This is a genomic window from Paenibacillus pabuli NBRC 13638, assembly GCF_001514495.1.
GTDB classification, from domain to species: domain Bacteria; phylum Bacillota; class Bacilli; order Paenibacillales; family Paenibacillaceae; genus Paenibacillus; species Paenibacillus pabuli.
On record NZ_BCNM01000005.1, the window covers coordinates 285517 to 302515 of the forward strand.

18 protein-coding genes and 1 tRNA gene are annotated in these 16999 nt (G+C 46.2%); 9 read left to right on the forward strand and 10 right to left on the reverse strand.

The window, feature by feature from the left end; all coding sequences use genetic code 11:
* Window positions 1–253: 253 nt before the first annotated feature.
* Window positions 254–1408 carry a sn-glycerol-1-phosphate dehydrogenase gene (locus PPA03S_RS09730; RefSeq protein WP_062322205.1) on the reverse strand — a complete coding sequence of 385 codons (1155 nt, stop codon included), beginning with the start codon at window positions 1406–1408 and terminating at the stop codon, window positions 254–256.
* Window positions 1409–1566: 158 nt separating this feature from the next.
* Between PPA03S_RS09730 and PPA03S_RS09735 the strand changes: the two genes are divergently transcribed.
* Window positions 1567–1773: a hypothetical protein gene (locus PPA03S_RS09735; RefSeq protein WP_062322207.1), complete on the forward strand. Its 207-nt coding sequence runs from the start codon at window positions 1567–1569 to the stop codon at window positions 1771–1773.
* A gap of 113 nt (window positions 1774–1886) precedes the next feature.
* On the opposite strand, the gene PPA03S_RS09740 is transcribed toward PPA03S_RS09735, so the two are convergent.
* Window positions 1887–2426 (reverse strand): PadR family transcriptional regulator, encoded by a 540-nt coding sequence (locus PPA03S_RS09740; protein WP_062322209.1) that lies wholly within the window; start codon window positions 2424–2426, stop codon window positions 1887–1889.
* Entirely contained in the window at window positions 2423–3265 is an 843-nt protein-coding gene (locus PPA03S_RS09745) for a sialate O-acetylesterase (protein WP_062322211.1), read from the reverse strand. Before PPA03S_RS09745 ends, PPA03S_RS09740 begins: the two co-directional genes overlap by 4 nt.
* 493 nt (window positions 3266–3758) lie before the next feature.
* On the opposite strand from PPA03S_RS09745, the gene PPA03S_RS09750 reads away from it, so the two are divergent.
* The gene (locus PPA03S_RS09750) at window positions 3759–4586 is read left to right on the forward strand and encodes a DJ-1/PfpI family protein (RefSeq protein ID WP_062322313.1); all 828 of its coding nucleotides are present in this window, start codon (window positions 3759–3761) and stop codon (window positions 4584–4586) included.
* Between the two features lie 200 nt (window positions 4587–4786).
* On the opposite strand, the gene PPA03S_RS09755 is transcribed toward PPA03S_RS09750, so the two are convergent.
* A tRNA-Leu gene (locus PPA03S_RS09755) sits at window positions 4787–4870 on the reverse strand.
* 232 nt (window positions 4871–5102) lie between these two features.
* Between PPA03S_RS09755 and PPA03S_RS09760 the strand changes: the two genes are divergently transcribed.
* From PPA03S_RS09760 to PPA03S_RS09775, 4 genes are all read left to right on the forward strand, one after another.
* On the forward strand, window positions 5103–6287 hold the full coding sequence (locus PPA03S_RS09760) for an adenosylhomocysteinase (protein WP_062322213.1): 1185 nt from the start codon (window positions 5103–5105) through the stop codon (window positions 6285–6287).
* 37 nt (window positions 6288–6324) lie between these two features.
* On the forward strand, window positions 6325–7317 hold the full coding sequence (locus PPA03S_RS09765; protein ID WP_062322215.1) for a Gfo/Idh/MocA family protein: 993 nt from the start codon (window positions 6325–6327) through the stop codon (window positions 7315–7317).
* 65 nt (window positions 7318–7382) lie between these two features.
* Window positions 7383–7778, forward strand: a complete 396-nt coding sequence (locus PPA03S_RS09770; RefSeq protein ID WP_062322217.1) for a DoxX family protein — start codon at window positions 7383–7385, stop codon at window positions 7776–7778.
* Window positions 7779–7981: 203 nt separating this feature from the next.
* Window positions 7982–8341, forward strand: coding sequence for a winged helix-turn-helix transcriptional regulator (locus PPA03S_RS09775; RefSeq protein WP_062322219.1), 360 nt, complete (start codon window positions 7982–7984; stop codon window positions 8339–8341).
* 78 nt (window positions 8342–8419) lie between these two features.
* On the opposite strand, the gene PPA03S_RS09780 is transcribed toward PPA03S_RS09775, so the two are convergent.
* The 5 genes from PPA03S_RS09780 to PPA03S_RS09800 form a co-directional block, all read right to left on the reverse strand.
* Complete coding sequence (locus PPA03S_RS09780) at window positions 8420–10036, reverse strand: sensor domain-containing diguanylate cyclase (protein ID WP_062322315.1); 1617 nt, start codon at window positions 10034–10036, stop codon at window positions 8420–8422.
* A gap of 190 nt (window positions 10037–10226) precedes the next feature.
* On the reverse strand, window positions 10227–10970 hold the full coding sequence (locus PPA03S_RS09785; protein WP_062322221.1) for a spermidine synthase: 744 nt from the start codon (window positions 10968–10970) through the stop codon (window positions 10227–10229).
* Window positions 10971–10988: 18 nt separating this feature from the next.
* The gene (locus PPA03S_RS09790) at window positions 10989–11891 is read right to left on the reverse strand and encodes a LysR family transcriptional regulator (protein WP_062322223.1); all 903 of its coding nucleotides are present in this window, start codon (window positions 11889–11891) and stop codon (window positions 10989–10991) included.
* 150 nt (window positions 11892–12041) lie between these two features.
* Window positions 12042–12779: an SDR family oxidoreductase gene (locus PPA03S_RS09795; RefSeq protein ID WP_062322225.1), complete on the reverse strand. Its 738-nt coding sequence runs from the start codon at window positions 12777–12779 to the stop codon at window positions 12042–12044.
* 24 nt (window positions 12780–12803) lie between these two features.
* Window positions 12804–13079, reverse strand: coding sequence for an Atu4866 domain-containing protein (locus PPA03S_RS09800; protein ID WP_174532122.1), 276 nt, complete (start codon window positions 13077–13079; stop codon window positions 12804–12806).
* Between the two features lie 166 nt (window positions 13080–13245).
* Between PPA03S_RS09800 and PPA03S_RS09805 the strand changes: the two genes are divergently transcribed.
* Window positions 13246–14178, forward strand: a complete 933-nt coding sequence (locus PPA03S_RS09805) for an AraC family transcriptional regulator (RefSeq protein WP_062322227.1) — start codon at window positions 13246–13248, stop codon at window positions 14176–14178.
* A 66-nt stretch (window positions 14179–14244) separates the two neighbouring features.
* On the opposite strand, the gene PPA03S_RS09810 is transcribed toward PPA03S_RS09805, so the two are convergent.
* A complete protein-coding gene (locus tag PPA03S_RS09810; protein ID WP_245683560.1) occupies window positions 14245–14679 on the reverse strand; it encodes a MerR family transcriptional regulator in 435 nt (144 codons plus the stop codon).
* A gap of 174 nt (window positions 14680–14853) precedes the next feature.
* On the opposite strand from PPA03S_RS09810, the gene PPA03S_RS09815 reads away from it, so the two are divergent.
* Entirely contained in the window at window positions 14854–15723 is an 870-nt protein-coding gene (locus tag PPA03S_RS09815) for an SDR family NAD(P)-dependent oxidoreductase (RefSeq protein WP_062322230.1), read from the forward strand.
* A 110-nt stretch (window positions 15724–15833) separates the two neighbouring features.
* Window positions 15834–16997, forward strand: a complete 1164-nt coding sequence (locus PPA03S_RS09820) for an oxalate decarboxylase family bicupin (RefSeq protein ID WP_062322232.1) — start codon at window positions 15834–15836, stop codon at window positions 16995–16997.
* Window positions 16998–16999: the final 2 nt, after the last annotated feature.

Below are 16999 nucleotides of genomic sequence, written 5' to 3' on the forward strand. Positions count from 1 at the left end.
CAAACGATAAAAAACCTCTTCCCCAAAAGGAAAAGGCTGAAAAAATCCTCTATTTTAGCTTTGCCCCGATCCACGGAGTGCCTTATAAAATAAGGGACTAGACTAGGCATCACCATATGCTACTTAAACCCTAGCATCATAAACCCAGCTCTCTGAACAAAACTAAACGTGTCTTATACATTATACATATCCAACCATAATTTGTACGTACAACCAAAGGCGAACTGTGGAATTGGTCCTTATCATTTCAACTTTATTTTAAACCCACCCGAAGGACCTCATTGATGTATTTCAATCCTGTATACCGATCGCGAAGCAAATGGGCTGTGGTCCAAGCATGCTCAACCATCTCTGCTGTTAAACCTAGTTGTTCTGTTGTTGTAGGGCCTCCTACGTGACCCAGCCATGCGGTAAGCTGAGACGCATCTGGCAGATGATTGTAAATGCGGAAAGCGGGCTCGTCGGATGTTTGTGCGAGATCTTTGTATTTTATGGTAAGCAGGGAACATGCCACGCCCACTTTGGCACCATGCAGAACGGGTCGGTGACCCGCTTCCATCAGATCCATCTCCCATCGATGGGATAGATGATGTTCACCGCCGGATGCAGGACGAGAATGATCTATGATGAGCATGGAAATGCCTGAAGCGATCAGCGCATCCATCAATTCAGTCACCCCGTCAGCCCGTCCTTCGGCGATCTCCTGCACATGATCAACACAGTTCCTTAACGCTTCTTCCGTCATGCGATAAGCAACGGGGCAGAACGGTTCACCGCCAAGATCCCTGGAAACCATCCAGTCTGCAAGTGAAGTATATTTACCAAGCATGTCTCCAAATCCGGCAGCATTCATCTCTTGTGGTGCTTGCTCCAATATATTAATATCGGCAAAAATGGCTTCAGGGGGTACCGCCTGGATCGTCTGCTTGACGCCGCTTACAATAAGAGGTGCACCTGCGGAGGTAAATCCGTCGACCGAAGCCGCTGTTGGTACAGACAGAAACGGCTTGTTCATTTTGGAGCAAACGAATCGCACCAGATCATGAATGGTTCCTGAACCCACAGCAATAAGGGTTTGGCTTTCCTGTTTCACACCAAGCAGGACTTGCACAATCGCCGCCTCGTCAGCAATAACGTCCCCCTCTTTGTTCCCTGGCATGGAGATCTCATCCACATGAACACCCGCTTCCCGAATGTTCTTTACCACTTCGTAACCCGCTGCCGGGCCTGTATATTTGTCGTATACAATCGTCGCATGTCTGTACCCTTGCTCCGCCAAATAGCCAGGTAACTTCTGAATAGCCCCACGTTCCAAATAAACCAGCATTTGCACCAAACGGTGTTCATGCCCACAAGTACACTTCTGCGCCTCTTCGTTCCATACGGCAATTCGCTCGTTCATATTCATTCGCCTCAACCTCCCTTACGAAATGTTATGCATAATAATACGGATAAAACCACAAAATGAAAAAAGGAAGTAAACTGTGAGTATTTTCCTGATCACACTTTACCTCCTGTTTCAAACATTTGCAAACCCTAAACTCATATTCCCAAGCAGGTGAACCTATGAAATTAGCCAAAGAAACAGGGATTTCTCTCGGATTTCTCGCAGGAACGACGCTGGGAAGCGGCATCGCTTTTTTATTCCGTTTTCAGGCATATGAAGTCATGGCCAGTGTTGGGATTTTTGGTATTGTCGGATCGATTGCGGGCCTATGTGTGCAGCAATTCATATTCAATAAACCAAACAAAAAAGCTCGCGAATTGCCTTGAGAGCAATTTCGCGAGCTTTTTTCTCTTCGTTGGACTAAGAGGACCCGAACAACCACGGAGGTTAGTGCACACTCCTCAAAAGCTTGAGATGACACCCTATTAGCTGATTTTTATTATGCATTATGTCCTTCTATCTCTGCTCTCAATTGTTCAAACCACGCTAAGTTGACCAAGTGATGGGAACGGGAATTTTCGTTCATGCGGCGGTAGTAATTGATTGTCCCGGGAAGTTCTTGTGTGTCAGACAGGTACTCATCAAGAAGGGCGATCCGGGTTTTCGTCTGGTCTATCTGCGATTGAATCAGTTCCTGCAATTTCTTTTTGTCGTATTCATCGGCAAAGAGCAGCGCCCCATAACATTGCAGGTTCACATATTCCGATTTGGTGCCGTATTTGACCATTAATTCTTCGAATTCTGCCATTCCCGATTCGGTGATTTTAAAGTTCCGAATTTCGCGCCCACCGGTTGAAGGCTTCTGCTGAATCTGTTCTATCCAACCCTTTTCTTCGAGCTGCTGCAGATTGTAATAAAACGAGCCTTTAGTGAAGTTTACAATGTATTTGTAATGGCGCTTTTCCATTAAGGAAAGAAGTTCATAGCCGTGAGCGCCGGGATTTTGGATGAGCAGGCCAAGGATGAGCAAAGGAATCAAGGCTGCATCACCTTCGCCATCTGCGACTCGAATTCTGCGTACGTGATTTTACCTGAAGCCAAATCCATGCTATGAAGGTAAATCTGTTCTGTTTTCGAATAGTCACGCTCCACTTTCAGCGATTGCTCCTCTCCATGGATCGGTTCCATGACATGACACCTTTTCGAAAAAGCCTCGAAATAGCGGTAGCCGAATTTACGTTGCGAAACCGCGTCTAAATGAATGCCATCTGGATTCGCCGTCAAATCTGCCGCTGTGACAAAATAACAATTTTGCTGTTCGTTAGCGAAGTGCTGCAATTGTTCATTGACCTGTCGATACTCTGTCGCTTGCTGTCCAAAACCGGTCTTCCCCAAGAAATCACCAAGTCCACCAATGATCAATGGCACCTCATCAAGATGCAATTCATTCCTTAGAGTCTCGATAATAAGCGTCAATTTGTCGTAATAGGTTTCATGTAGCGAACGATAACTGTCGCTTTCACCTTGGTGCCAAAGGATTCCGCTGATTTGACTGGACCGCAGGGCGTAGCGGGCTTCGGATAACGCATGCTGAAACAGGATGCCTTCCGGATGCCAGTCATTCAAAGAACTACCTCCTTCCGCACAAGGAATCAAACCAATTTCTTCCTCAGGATTGGCTTTCGACCAGGCATCGGCAAAGGATGCCGCCAAGCTCACACCGGAAACCGGACGGTCGTAATTAATTGGCTCTGTCATCATCTGCCACTGCCCATTGCGCAGCATTTTTATTTTTTCATTATAGATAGGATCGACGTCCTGCAATAATCCACGGCCCGCCATATTAGACTGACCTAACATTAAAAATGACTTTATCATTCTATCTTCATTCCTTTACATCACTATTATAGTCTAATTAGACTAAAAATATTATATAGTCTGATTAGACTATGGTCAACTGCATTACACAATAGAGCACCAATTTCATCTAACAACATTTTAAAAAACGTACTATAGCAAACAAATAAACTCTCCCCCCAGAATTGACAGGGGAGCGACAACGAACGGCCCTCCCCTATTTTGTGATGAATTATTTATTGTTTTGTGACTTTTTTACAACGTCGTTTGAGATACTCGTTTGTTATGATTCTTCTTGCGGACAGCGCGGCAAATAAGTTCAGTGAGGGCTCGTTCTACGCAAAAATGGATAAAGGAGGATGACACAGGCTTGGAACACAGCAGTTTCTTGTTTTTCATGGCTAGCGTCATGGCGGCGGGGCTGCTAAAAAAGAACTCCAAAAAAAATCGCTTAAAGCAAAGGGATTCAATTCCGTTTTTTGCCTTAAGCTATACGAGAGGAACAGGGATAAAGATGAAAAAAATATTGGGATTGCTCATGCCTTTTGCACTGGTTCTTTGTCTAGTTGCTCCTGCAGCAAGTGCGAAAATAAAAGAAAATAATGATACATTCAAAGACAAAAGTACGCATGTTCAAATCGTATTATTCGATGGTTTCGATTTAATGGACGCTTTAGCGCCATACGAAGTATTCGCTGCTGCCGGAATGTACTCCAAAGGAGCAATTACTGTAGAATTGGTATCCGCAGAAGGCAAACGTTCTGTACCGAGTGGTCTGAACGGACCTGCACTCGAAGCGCAAACCGTATTAGACCCGAAGCGCCCGGGAATTATTTTGGTCCCTGGCGCTTCGGGCAAGCCCGCTGGAGATTCGGAAGATGCCATTCCGAATATATTAAGGCAAGCCATGAAGACAGGCTTACCGGATATGTTAAAACAAGCTTTTAACAATAAGGAAATTACTGTGGCTACCGTATGTGGAGGTACATTACTGCCTGCAATGAAAGGTTTATTAAAAGATAGACATGCGGTTACCAATCATATGGGCATGTCTGCGTTAGGAGCTCTCGGTGCAATTCCGATTGAGGCAAGAGTCGTTGAAGATAGTCCTCGTTTCGTGAGCGGGGGAGGCGTGACTTCGGGACTTGACGTGGCCTTGTATTTGGTCGACCGTGAATTAGGACCCCAAGTCGCGAATTCCGTAGAAAAGTTGTTTGAGTATGAGAAAAGAGGCACAGTGTGGAAAGCTGAAGGCATTGTGCCCGTCGACTTTAATACGAATGAATCAGCTTCTGAAGAAAAACACCCATCTGCTATTTCAATAAGCACTGTCGAAAAGTGAAAGAACAATCCCAAATAAGCAACAGCAACGGCTTGGATGCGAAAGACCTAGCCAGGCCGCTGTTGCTTTTAATGCTCATTCAAACAAGTGTCATCGCCATCTCCTTGGAATTATGCTGTAAAGCACCTTGCACATCTCAAAATAAAAGAAGCTCCTGAACCGTCACAAGGACAAATTCAAGAGCTGCTTTATAAAAGTGATGCGGTCGAGAGGACTCGAACCTCCACGGGGGTTAGCCCACACGGACCTGAACCGTGCGCGTCTGCCAATTCCGCCACGACCGCATGATATGTATCTTCTCATCATGGATGAAAAGCGTTCCGGTCAAGCATTTGCTTGTTTTACCGTAATTAAGAGTATACATGCTCTATAATATGATTGCAACTATTTTTTTGTAACTTTCAGCTAATAGGACATATGTCCTTTTTTAACGCATTTAAACTCCTTATGGTAGATAAGAAGCTGATCAAGCGTCCTTTTGGATACGCTCTACCTTGCACAGAAAGGGAGTTTTGTATGAATCTCAACTCAACACATGAGAGTATTGAAGAAGGAAAACGCAGCATTCACTGGACGGAGTTGCACATGCCCCTGCTTGGCGAATTAAAATCCCAGTTTGCCAAAGACCTGCCTTTTGCTGGTATAACCATTGGTATCTGTATTCATGTTGAGCCCAAAACTGCCGTTCTATGTCGAACACTTCAGGCAGGAGGAGCCAAGGTTGTGTTGACTGGCAGCCCTGGCACAACCAAAGATGCTGTCGCTGCAGCACTGCAAGAAGAAGGCATCATCGTTTATGGCCAGCGTGCAGACAAGCGCACTCAGCACATGCAAAATATTCATAGCATACTCCGGCATCACCCCCATCTGCTCATGGATAACGGGGCTGATCTGGCGCGCACCCTCATCCAACATTATGATATTAACTCTCTGATTGGGAGTACGGAGGAAACGACGACCGGAGCCAATCTGCTGCGTGAAGAAACAGGCGAGAATATCCCTTTTCCGATCATTGTTATTAATGACAGTCCACTCAAACGAATAATGGAAAATGAACACGGGGTCGGACAGACAATAATTGAAGGCTTCATGCGGACAACTAACCTGATTTTGCCTACCCGACGTTTCGTTATCGTTGGTTATGGAACCTGCGGTCGAGGCATTGCCAAATATTTGCGTAATCTGGGCAGCCAGGTCGTTGTTGTTGATACTGATCCGATCGCGGGCCTGGAAGCAGCTCTGGATGGATTCAGAGTGGCACGATTGGAGGATACATTCGCATTTGCTCAAGTCTACATTACCGTCACCGGCCGTCCCAATGCCATTACAAAGGAACATTTTAGCCAGATGAATGATGGAACGATTCTCGCCAATGCCGGACATTTCTCATGGGAAATGGATCTGGAACACCTCCGTCAGGATGCGAAGCATACGGAACAACTGACAGCAGACATTGAACAGTTTACACTAGCCAACGGACGTCGACTTATGCTACTTACGCAGGGTGAGATGCTGAACCTGGCTGGGGGCAGCGGCAACCCCGCCGAAACGATGGATCTGGGCTTGTCCCTGCAAGCGGCTTCCCTGCTCTATCTGGTGCAGCAACGTCAACATCTTGTACACGGCCCTCAGCCGGTTCCTCAAACTGTTAACAACGCCATTGCCGGACAAATGCTGAAGCATTTGAGCTACACGATTTAATTTTCTGGAAAATCTTGAAATAAAGGGAGAGATTCTCTTGAGTAAAGTCAAGCTATGTTTTATCGGTGCTGGATTCCATGCATCTACGAATATATATCCGTCTGTTGTTGAAGCCGGAGCAGAAATTCAGGCCATCACTACTCGCAGCATTGAGCGGTCCGAAGCAGCCCTTACGCGTTTTGGCAGCAAAGGAAAAGCGTATGACAACGCACAACGGATGTTGCAGAATGAAGACTGTGATGGCATCGTTGTTGTAGCACAACCACATGACCAGACGGCCCTTGTCCTTGAATGTATTCAGGCTGGCAAAAATGTATATGTGGATAAACCTCTCGGATGGAATGCTGCTGAAGCTGCTGTTATAGCCGAAGCTGCCGAGAAGGCAGGTGTGGTCGTCATGGTTGGATTCATGAAACGTTATGCTCCAGTCTACGTGAAGCTCAAGGAACTGATTGATAGCGGATCAATGGGTAAAGCACGTTCTTTCCAAATGAAATTCGCTGTAGACAGCACACCTTTCTGCAAAGATGAGGAACAATTCATCAAGCTTGCTGCCATTCATATGGTCGATCTGATGCGTTTTCTGTTCGGGGAAGCCGTGCAGGTCACAGGCATTACGGTTAAGAACGGAGAACATATTAATCAGAGCATTTCTCTGAAATTCGAGCAGGGTGTGGTTGGCAGTGCGTACTTTGCTGGCATGAGTGCATGGTCACGGGAAAGCGAAAGTGTACTGGTCACCTTTGACGACGGATTTGCCTCTGCGGATGAGATTAATACACTTACCATTCATCATTCTCGTACAGGCGATAGCCTCCCTTGGAAGTCCCTTGAGGAACGAGACACGGTGTATACCCCTTCCGGTTCACCCATGTCAGGCGCTTATCGAGACCTTTATCTGCGTGGTTTCGTAGGTGAGATGGCTCATTTTATGGAATGCTGCAAGAACAAGTCTGTTCCACAATCCAGCGGCAAGGAAAATATCGGAACCATGGCGTTATGTGATACCATTCTAACTTCACTGATCTGACGCTATTACGAATACAATATAAATTCTTCAACCATTTTACGCATCCAGAGAAGAGGAAATCACAGATGCTGGACACCGGATTACTTATCATTCGACTTGTTATTGCTTTTATTATGATGGGTCATGCATGCAAGAAATTGTTTGGCTGGTTTGGTGGAGAGGGATTATCGGGAACAGCCGCGTTTTTTGGAGCAATTGGCCTGAAACCTGCGAGAGTTATGGCAGTCTGCGGAGGGCTTATTGAATTGATCGGCGGATTCCTTTTCGGGGTAGGTCTATGGACTATCGTCGGGGCCATTTTGCTCGTCATCCTGCTGCTCGTTGCTATAGCCAAAGTCCATGCAGGTAAGGGACTTTGGAATATGGACGGTGGATTTGAATACCATCTGGTGATGCTCGGATCATTAATCGGTGTTGCCCTTGCTGGTGCAGGAGCATACTCCTTGGACGCCTTGATATAACTAAACTACTTCTGTCATCAGAACCTCGACGTTTCGCAAAATGAAACCGGGGTTCTTCGTTGTCTTAACATACTTCGATGTAAAGGGGTTTATAATCTGCATGAGAAGTGATATGCTCGTAGATGAACCATACGTACATTTATGGAATGTAGTATTCTATTCGATACCATAACGAACCACCACGAACTGGAGGTGCACCTATAATGAAAAAGATTTCGACAGACGCATGCCCCGCGCCGTATGGCTGTTCTGTAGAGGTGACGCTTAGCGTTATCGGAGGCAAATGGAAAGGCGCCATTCTATATCACTTGTTCTCTGGTTCATTAAGATTTAATGAGATCAGAAAATTATTTCCTGACATCACCCAGCGGATGCTCACTCTCCAACTACGAGAACTGGAGAGCAGCGGAATTGTACACAGGGAAATATATCCACAGGTTCCGCCTAAAGTGGAATACTCCCTTACCCCATTCGGCGAAACCCTTCGTCCCATTATCTACAGCATGCGTGACTGGGGAGAACAGTATACCAATGAGGTTTTGGCCAGATCGCAAGAGGTCTGAGTTAAAGACAAAAGAAGCTATCCCTTCCTCAGACGGGATTAGCTTCTTTTTATTCCGATAGAATATACGTAAAACTCTTTATTTCATAACAGTTTGAATCGTAACGGTACGATTGCGTCCTTCTTCCTTAGCTTGGTATAACGCGTTATCCGCCAAATGGAACAGCTCTGTCGCTGTTGTAGAATGGAGCGGATACTCGGCAACACCTGCTGAAATGGTCACGGTACGATCAATGGGTAATACGCTTTCCTCTACGGATACACGAATATGCTCGGCAATCTGATACGCTGTTTTGGATTCAGTATGTCTCAATAACACTACAAATTCCTCGCCGCCAAACCGGGAACATATATCCTGCGCACGAACCGACAACTTGATAATGCTCGCGATATGCTTCAGAACCTGATCGCCTGCATGATGCCCATACGTATCATTTATGGTTTTGAAACGGTCAATATCCAGCACCACGATGGAAAAAAGAACTTCTTCTTCAATCCATTGCTGAATGACTTCTTCAAACGTTCTTCGATTGGTCATTCCGGTCAATACATCCGTTCTGGCGTCATAGGTAAGCTGATCCGTTTGCTTTCGAAAATTCGCCAAAGCACTTAACACGGTGCGGGTCAACAAGTCAGCTTCCCTGTTCCAATGCGGTTTCATTACCGGCAGGTCCACTTTCCCCCGATTCACCTGGTTAACCAAATCCGCAAGGTAAACAAACGGACTGGCCAGCTTCCGTGCTACGCGGATGACAATAAGCGTCAGGATGATAAACGGGACAGAGGTGTACAACAGCAGCATACGAATATGTTCATTTAACTGATCGTATACGATCTGCGTGGGAGATACCACGACAACTCCCCAATCTGTTGTCGGCACTTTGTAATAACCTGCAAGTGAATCCACTCCAGCCAGATTTTTATATTGTTCTCTCCCCGTCTGGTCGTTTAGCAACTTCTGCACGACCTCGTTTTTGGATATATTTTCACCAATTCGTTGCGTGTCCGGGTGAAATAACAGTGTTCCCTTGGAATCCACAATAAAAAAATAAGAACCATTGCTCGTCTTCAACTGACTGCCAAATGACAGATTCAAGATGTTGTTTTCCTGTAGATAGATGCTCCCACTAATTAAACCGTTGAATTCACCTGATGCACTGAAGATCGGTTCACTCAAAAAAACGACTCTTCGTTTTGAATAAGGTGTACGGTACGCTTCGGATATGTAGGAATCCCTCGATTTAAACGCATTTTTCGCTGCATCAGAAGTTATAGGCTTTCCGAGGCTTTTTGCCAAATAAGGAGACGAACCCCGAATGATTCCTGATGCATCTATCAGAGAAACCGAATTGAAATAATTACTGCTGTTTCGAATCAAATCCAGTGTGGAATCCAGTTTTTTGGAGTCTGCATAGTCTATTTCCGGAAAGTAGTTGGCTGAATACTTCAAACTGGCCTGCATGGATTGAAACAACGAGTCCAGTGTTTGGCTCATTTGCACGGCACTTGAATAATTAAGTGAGAGCGTATTATCAATCAGCGATTGCTTCTGGGATGTATAAGATGAAATAAACATAATGGTCAATGTCATCAAAACGGCAATGGTGACCAATCCACTCAACAGAGCGGTAAGGCTGATTTTTTTGATCTTCCTTACTTTTCTTTTTAATCTGGATGTTTTATTCTCTGCGATCATTATTGCTTCCCCCGGTTTTTCATGAAAAGGCATATTCCTTCTATTTTATACGAAAGTTGTTAAGAAGAAATAAATAGTTTATGAAGTTAAGAAAATTAAATCGGAAGATTGACGATTTGATGACAATTACTCACATGAAATGGTACTTTTTTAGAATAGTACCAGAATCGCTCTTTAATATCCGTTTCAACTAATCCACAATAACATACCCAGCTTCAGGCTGCTGTTCTACAAAACCTGCCATATGACGCGTTTGAGCTAAAACGGGCCTGTCACTCCCGACAAGGATACGATTCTGGACCTCATCCACAGCTTCGGTTGCGGATGGCAGGGCGAATGAACGCGTGTACGTAAATTGCTCCTGTAATGTGGTATGAATGGCATTTACAAGTCTGTCGTTGCCCGCACGCCCGAATACATTTAACAGTACCGCTCCACCAGCCCGCAGCCTTTCTTTCACCATTGCAAAGAAGGTACTGGATGTAAATTGTGAAGGTGTCCCCGCAGCCGTAAAAGCATCCACAATGATATAATCGTATGAACCCGGTGCTTCCTGCTGCAATCGTTCACGACCATCACCAATCAGCACATCACCTCCACTATATCCAAAAAAAGTTCGGCTCAGCTCAACAACTTCCGCATCGAGTTCGGCGACTTTTACTTGACGGTTAGACAGGTAAGTCGATAAGGTTCCAATGCCGTGCCCGATCACAAATACCGATTCATAATCGGGATGATTTCGTTCCATCAGGTGAGCCATCGCTCTTGGATACTCCAGCACCATTCGGGAGGGTTCGTCCAGATCTATGGCACCCTGTACAGCTGCGTTTGAGAACTCCAGCACGCGAAACCGGCCCTTTTCCCCATAAAGCCTGGATGTGTCATATATCGTCAATTCATGCTGCTCGCTCTTGTTTCGGTATAAAACTCGCAATCCCTGTTCTCCCTTCGTTTAAGATTGAATGGCCTCTTGCAGGGCCTCAATATATTCCATGCCCAGATTGGAAAGCGAAGCATTTTTATGGCTGATCCAGCCGACATTAATGGACTCCTCACACTCCAGCGGGACAGGGATAATCTCGTTCCCATTCAGATCAGCACTAAGCACACCTGTGGAGATGGTATATCCGTTCAAACCGATCAGCAGATTAAACAGCGTCGCCCGGTCGTTAACCTGTATGCTTTTGGGATGAGAAAGCGTGCTGAGAATCTCCTCGGAAAAATGAAAGGAGTTATACTCTCCCTGATCAAAGGAGAGGTACGGATAATCCTGAAGCTGTTCAATTGCAACCGACTCCTGCTTCGCGAGCGGATTTTGCACACTTATGAAGATATGCGGCTTGGCGATAAACAAACTGTTAAACACCAGACCCGCATCCTTGAGCAGCTTATTAATGACCTTGGCATTAAATTCGTTCAGATAAAGAATGCCGATCTCACTGCGCAGACTTTTTACATCCTGGATAATCTCATACGTCTTCGTTTCCCGCAAGGCCAGTTCATACTCATCCTGTCCATATTGCTGCACGAGCTTCACAAAGGCATTCACGGCAAAAGCATAGTGCTGTGTGGAGACGGAGAAATGCTGCGGGGAAGGCTTCGCATTCAAGTAACGGTTCTCCAGCAATTCCGCCTGTTCGACCACTTGACGCGCATAACTCAGAAATTCAACGCCTTCCTTGGACAATGTAATTCCTTTATTCGTACGCTCAAAAATAGTAATACGCAGTTCCTGCTCCAGGTCCCGGATGGCATTCGACAGACTGGGCTGGGAGATAAACAGCCGTTTGGCTGCCTCATTCATTGAGCCACGGGTGGCGACCTCAATCACATATTTTAACTGTTGCAGCGTCAAAGCATTATTCCCCTCTCTCTCTGGTGCACTACACTACTTTGATCATTACTATACCATATTGCAACCTGGGCAAGTTTCATTTCAAAATACAAAAAGAAACCCAACCCGAATAAAATGGTTGGGAACATCGTTTAAGTCGATGACCAAGATCTAAGCCATGCTTGCCGTCGGTCGCACTACGATTTCATTGACATCCACCTCAGCTGGCTGGCTGATGGCATACAAGATACTCTGGGCAATAGCCGAAGCCGGAATGGATATGCTTCGATAATCTTTCATTAGCTCACGTGCTTCATCATCAGAGATGGATTCGGCCAGTTCCGATTCAGTCACACCCGGAGAGACGAGGGTTACACGGATATCACCGCCTACTTCCTGCCGCAGACCCTCCGAGATCGCACGAACCGCGTATTTTGTTGCACAATATACCGCTGCGGTAGGTGACACAGCGTAAGCTCCAATGGAGGCAACATTAATAAATTGACCGAACCCCTGCTTTTTCATGACTGGTAACCCAGCTGCAATGCCGTGCAGAACACCACGAATGTTAACATCAATCATCCGGTTCCACTCATCCACTTTTAATGACTCTAAGGGAGATAGCGGCATAACTCCGGCATTGTTTAAAATGACGTCCAGACGTCCAAAACGAGTAAGTGCTAATTCCACGATCGCTTTCATCTCTTCCAGTTGAGTAACATCAAGCGATTGACACTCGACCGACCCACCCTCCGAACGAATAGCGCTTGCCAGTGCTTCCAGACGCTCCGTACGTCTTGCGCCAATGACAACATGCGCACCCTGCTCTGCCAACACACGGGCCGTTGCCTCCCCAATTCCGCTGCTTGCACCGGTAATCATAACGACTTTTCCTTTTACATTAGACATGTTACATTCGCTCCCTCTTGTTTTTTATCGTGTATTCACTCTGTGCAGCACCATGCCTGCATGATATAGAACACCGTCCTTAAAATCACCATCTGCTGTAAAGCCCGTATCATCCACATATTCAATATGGTCTCCATCGACTACGTACTGACCTTGATATGCACTTTGTCTATTCCCCCGCGCTTCATCATATCGACCGTCAGGGAGAAGCTCATGCCTGATGTATCCGTCTTTCGTCACCCACATCCCTACATAGGGATGCTGAAAATCTTGTCTGCCTTCGTTCATATTCCGTTTCATATATCCACCAAGCTCCTTTCTGTTGTCCATAAGATTCAATGGCTTACCCTTATTATGTAGGGGATCCGTCTCTATACGATAGAAGAATCCCACAGTATTCTTGCCTATTTGTCCGACACATTCTAAAATGGTTACACGAGCTACGATGAAAGGAGGATCTGTATTCATGCTTCCTAAAATGGAACCGGATCTAACCATTATTCAGCAGCTGCAGGAATTGGCCCGGTTGATTGAGCGTTTCACCCCCGAAGAGGGGACCTATCCAACGGCAATTCCTTCGCTCTCTTTGATTCGTGCTTCCCAGGTTTCCCAGCCTATTCATGCCGTGCATGAACCCGCACTTTGCATTGTTGCCCAAGGCTCCAAGCTGGTTATTCTCGGACAGGAAAGCTATAGCTATGACCCTTCCCAATATTTAGTTGCTTCCATAAACTTGCCTATTTCAGGGCAGGTTGTACAAGCAACAGCGGATCGGCCCTATTTATGTCTGCGACTTGATTTTAATTCAGAGCAGATTTTCGATCTGATTCAAAATCTTCCTTCCACCCCTATCAAACCTGAATCATCAACGCGAAGGGGATTGTTTGTAAGTTCAACCAAGCCCCCGCTTCTTGAAGCCGTCATTCGTTTGGTTCGACTCATGGATACACCCGAAGATATCCCTGTCCTTGCTCCGCTCATGATTCGTGAGATTCTCTATCGCATGATTCAGGATGAACACGGACATTCCATCCGGCAGTTTGCCGTTCAGAACAGTCACGCACGGCACATCGCACAGGTCATTGAAGTGATTCAATCGGAATACGCCCACCCCCTTCGTATCCAGCAACTCGCTGCCATGATTAACATGAGCACTTCTTCATTGCATTATCATTTCAAAGCGGTTACAGCCATGAGCCCATTGCAATATCAAAAACAAATTCGATTGCAGGAAGCAAGGCGTTTGCTGCTTGCAGGGTCAACCGATGCAGCCGATGCTGCATTCCAGGTTGGTTATGAAAGTCCTTCCCAATTCAGCCGGGAGTACGCCCGTATGTATGGCCTCCCCCCTAAAAGCGATATCAAACGACTTCGCCATACCCTCCATATCGAATGCTAAATACATGCAAAAACCCACGTCAGCCTGACGTGGGTTTTTCAATTTGACGGACACCTAACTCAGGAGTCAGGAGAACACGTTCCTTTTTTCAAACACAGACATCTGGTCATCCCCGATGATCGGACATGCATCCGGGAACATGCTTCGTTTCTCCATCTTCTCATCGATAAAATCGACGATCTGCTGCAATGACGCGATCTGTGCTTCGATCTTCTTCCGATGATTGATCAGCATTTCGCGCTCATCCGGGAAATCATCCAGGTCCGAATCCATCGACATCTGCAGATAAGGCTTCATCTCATCCAGAGACATGCCTGTTTTTTTCAAACACGTAATGAGCTTCATCGTCTGGATATCCTCCGGTCGGTATACCCGATGACGATTAGCCCTTCGTTCAGCCCGGGGCAGAAGTCCAATCTTCTCATAATAACGAATGGTGTCTTCCGATAGACCCGCCTGTTCCGCCGTTTCTTTAATGGAGAACATTACATGATCTCTCATCAGCATAGGCCTCCTTTGCCTTCGTTTATCTCTATCTTACAACCTGGAGTCAGCTCCAAGTCAAGGTTGTTATTAATATACATCGAACGCTTGACTTGGAGTCGACTCCAAATTATAGAATGAGCGCATTAGACAGATGGATTCTGTCAATCCATTCACCCAGGAGGTATTTATATGAATTCGAATCATAAACTTCGTACCGCTTTAATTACAGGTTCAACTTCGGGAATTGGTCTTGAACTAACCCGCACCTTGTTAGCCGAAGGATGGCAAGTCATCGGTCTTAACCGTTCCGCTTTTCCGAAGGAAGATAACGATATACAGAACAGATTGCGCTCCGGTCAGCTCCGCTGGGTTCAGGCTAATCTTACCCAGTACGATAGTTTGAAAAAAGCGCTGAATCAGATTAAATCTGAAACGGATGCCATCGATGTGTTATTTAATAATGCCGGAGGCAGTGGTAACGATCTTCAGTTGTCGGATCAGGGGCATGAGATGCACTTTGAATTACAGACCGTGGTGCCGTATATCATTTATATGGAACTACAGGATCTTCTCCATAAAGACACCCTCAAAACGGTTATTAACACGTCCACGAGCGCGTTTAATATGGTCAAACAGTTTAACCTGGACATTTTGGAACATCCGGCCAAGTTCAAAAAGCTGTTCGGTCCTTATGCCACTTCGAAGCTCGCGCTCTCCTTATGGACACACGAAGTGGCTTCTGGCCCCCGAGCTGAAGGAATTCGGTTGCTAAGTGTGGACCCCGGGGGCAATAACACACTTCGGGGCAATAAACAATCTGGACTGCCTTTTTATATTAAGCCAGTCATGAGAATGTTCTTCCCGCATCCAAGTCACGGGGCTTCGCTGCTTTACAATGCTGCTTTTTCTCAACCCAAACTTCAATCCGGTACATTCCTGATTAAAAATAAGGCCACCAAACTTCGTTTTACAGAGCAAGGACCCGCAATTCTGCGCAGAGTACATGAAATCTATGAACAGCAGTTTCTGCGCCTTGACGCCAAGGTCGCCCCTCTGTGAAGGATCATGTATGTCTTTCCTGTCTCTCATAATAGCCAGGCTCTGCTTCATAATCTCTTCTATACCGAATTGCGTCATAGGATGAAGTGATGAATTGGAGGAGTCTGCATATGAAAAATAGCAGCAATACTAACGGCAAGCCTTTAATTATCCCCCAACCCATTCGAAAGGACGGTGCTGGTGGACCCGATCTGGGGCCCCGTGATGTGATGAGAGACCTACAAAACCCGGATATGCTGGTACCACCGGTAACTGACAACGGGTTATTACCCAACCTGAGAATGTCTTTTTCCGATACACATATGCAGTTGAATCATGGTGGCTGGTCCCGCGAAATTACGGTACGAGATCTGCCCATCGCCACAACGCTTGCTGGTGTGAACATGAGTCTTACACCAGGAGGCGTACGTGAGCTGCACTGGCACCAGCAATCCGAATGGGCTTATATGATCTGGGGAACGGCACGGATTACGTCCGTCGATCCGAGTGGTCGCAATTTTATTGCAGATGTGGGACCAGGAGATCTGTGGTTTTTCCCCAAAGGTCTGCCCCATTCCATTCAAGGACTGGATGATGGGTGTGAGTTCTTGCTTGTATTTGATGACGGGTCGTTCTCCGATCTGAATACACTATCCATCTCCGATTGGTTCGCCCATACACCCAAAGAAGTATTGTCTGTCAATTTCGGCCTACCCGAATCGGCATTCCAATCCATACCTACGGAACAGGTTTATATTTTTCAGGATCAAGTTCCAGATTCCCTCGCAAGCCAGGAAGTACAGTCCCCTTACGGGACCGTTCCGCTCTCCTTCAAACATCGACTGTTAGCCCAAAAACCGATTATTACACCAGGAGGAAGTGTACGCATTGTGGACTCGACGAACTTCCCGATTTCTACAACGGTTGCCGCAGCCCTCGTGGAAATCAAACCTGGAGGCATGCGTGAGCTGCACTGGCATCCCAATGCGGATGAGTGGCAATATTATTTGACTGGGCAAGGACGAATGACGGTTTTTGGAGGGAACGGCATTGCGCGCACTTTCGACTATCGGGCGGGAGATGTTGGATACGTGCCTATAGCCATGGGGCATTACATCGAGAATACAGGCACAGACACCTTATGGTTTTTGGAAATGTTCAGAAGTGACCGCTTTGAAGATATTTCTCTAAATCAATGGATGGCCTTAACCCCGGAAGAACTGGTGCGTGACAACCTGAACGCTTCTCCGGAACTGCTTCATGCCCTGCGTAAAGAGAAATGGCCTGTCGTTTAATT

Bases quoted from the DNA above. Each gene is read 5' to 3' on its own strand.
- PPA03S_RS09745 (WP_062322211.1), bottom strand. From the start codon at position 3,265: ATGATAAAGTCATTTTTAATGTTAGGTCAGTCTAATATGGCGGGCCGT.
- PPA03S_RS09805 (WP_062322227.1), top strand. From the start codon at position 13,246: ATGCTTCCTAAAATGGAACCGGATCTAACCATTATTCAGCAGCTGCAG.
- PPA03S_RS09775 (WP_062322219.1), top strand. From the start codon at position 7,982: ATGAAAAAGATTTCGACAGACGCATGCCCCGCGCCGTATGGCTGTTCT.
- PPA03S_RS09820 (WP_062322232.1), top strand. From the start codon at position 15,834: ATGAAAAATAGCAGCAATACTAACGGCAAGCCTTTAATTATCCCCCAA.
- PPA03S_RS09730 (WP_062322205.1), bottom strand. From the start codon at position 1,408: ATGAATATGAACGAGCGAATTGCCGTATGGAACGAAGAGGCGCAGAAG.
- PPA03S_RS09760 (WP_062322213.1), top strand. From the start codon at position 5,103: ATGAATCTCAACTCAACACATGAGAGTATTGAAGAAGGAAAACGCAGC.
- PPA03S_RS09770 (WP_062322217.1), top strand. From the start codon at position 7,383: ATGCTGGACACCGGATTACTTATCATTCGACTTGTTATTGCTTTTATT.
- PPA03S_RS09815 (WP_062322230.1), top strand. From the start codon at position 14,854: ATGAATTCGAATCATAAACTTCGTACCGCTTTAATTACAGGTTCAACT.
- PPA03S_RS09795 (WP_062322225.1), bottom strand. From the start codon at position 12,779: ATGTCTAATGTAAAAGGAAAAGTCGTTATGATTACCGGTGCAAGCAGC.
- PPA03S_RS09750 (WP_062322313.1), top strand. From the start codon at position 3,759: ATGAAAAAAATATTGGGATTGCTCATGCCTTTTGCACTGGTTCTTTGT.
- PPA03S_RS09800 (WP_174532122.1), bottom strand. From the start codon at position 13,079: ATGAAACGGAATATGAACGAAGGCAGACAAGATTTTCAGCATCCCTAT.
- PPA03S_RS09810 (WP_245683560.1), bottom strand. From the start codon at position 14,679: ATGAGAGATCATGTAATGTTCTCCATTAAAGAAACGGCGGAACAGGCG.
- PPA03S_RS09780 (WP_062322315.1), bottom strand. From the start codon at position 10,036: ATGATCGCAGAGAATAAAACATCCAGATTAAAAAGAAAAGTAAGGAAG.
- PPA03S_RS09735 (WP_062322207.1), top strand. From the start codon at position 1,567: ATGAAATTAGCCAAAGAAACAGGGATTTCTCTCGGATTTCTCGCAGGA.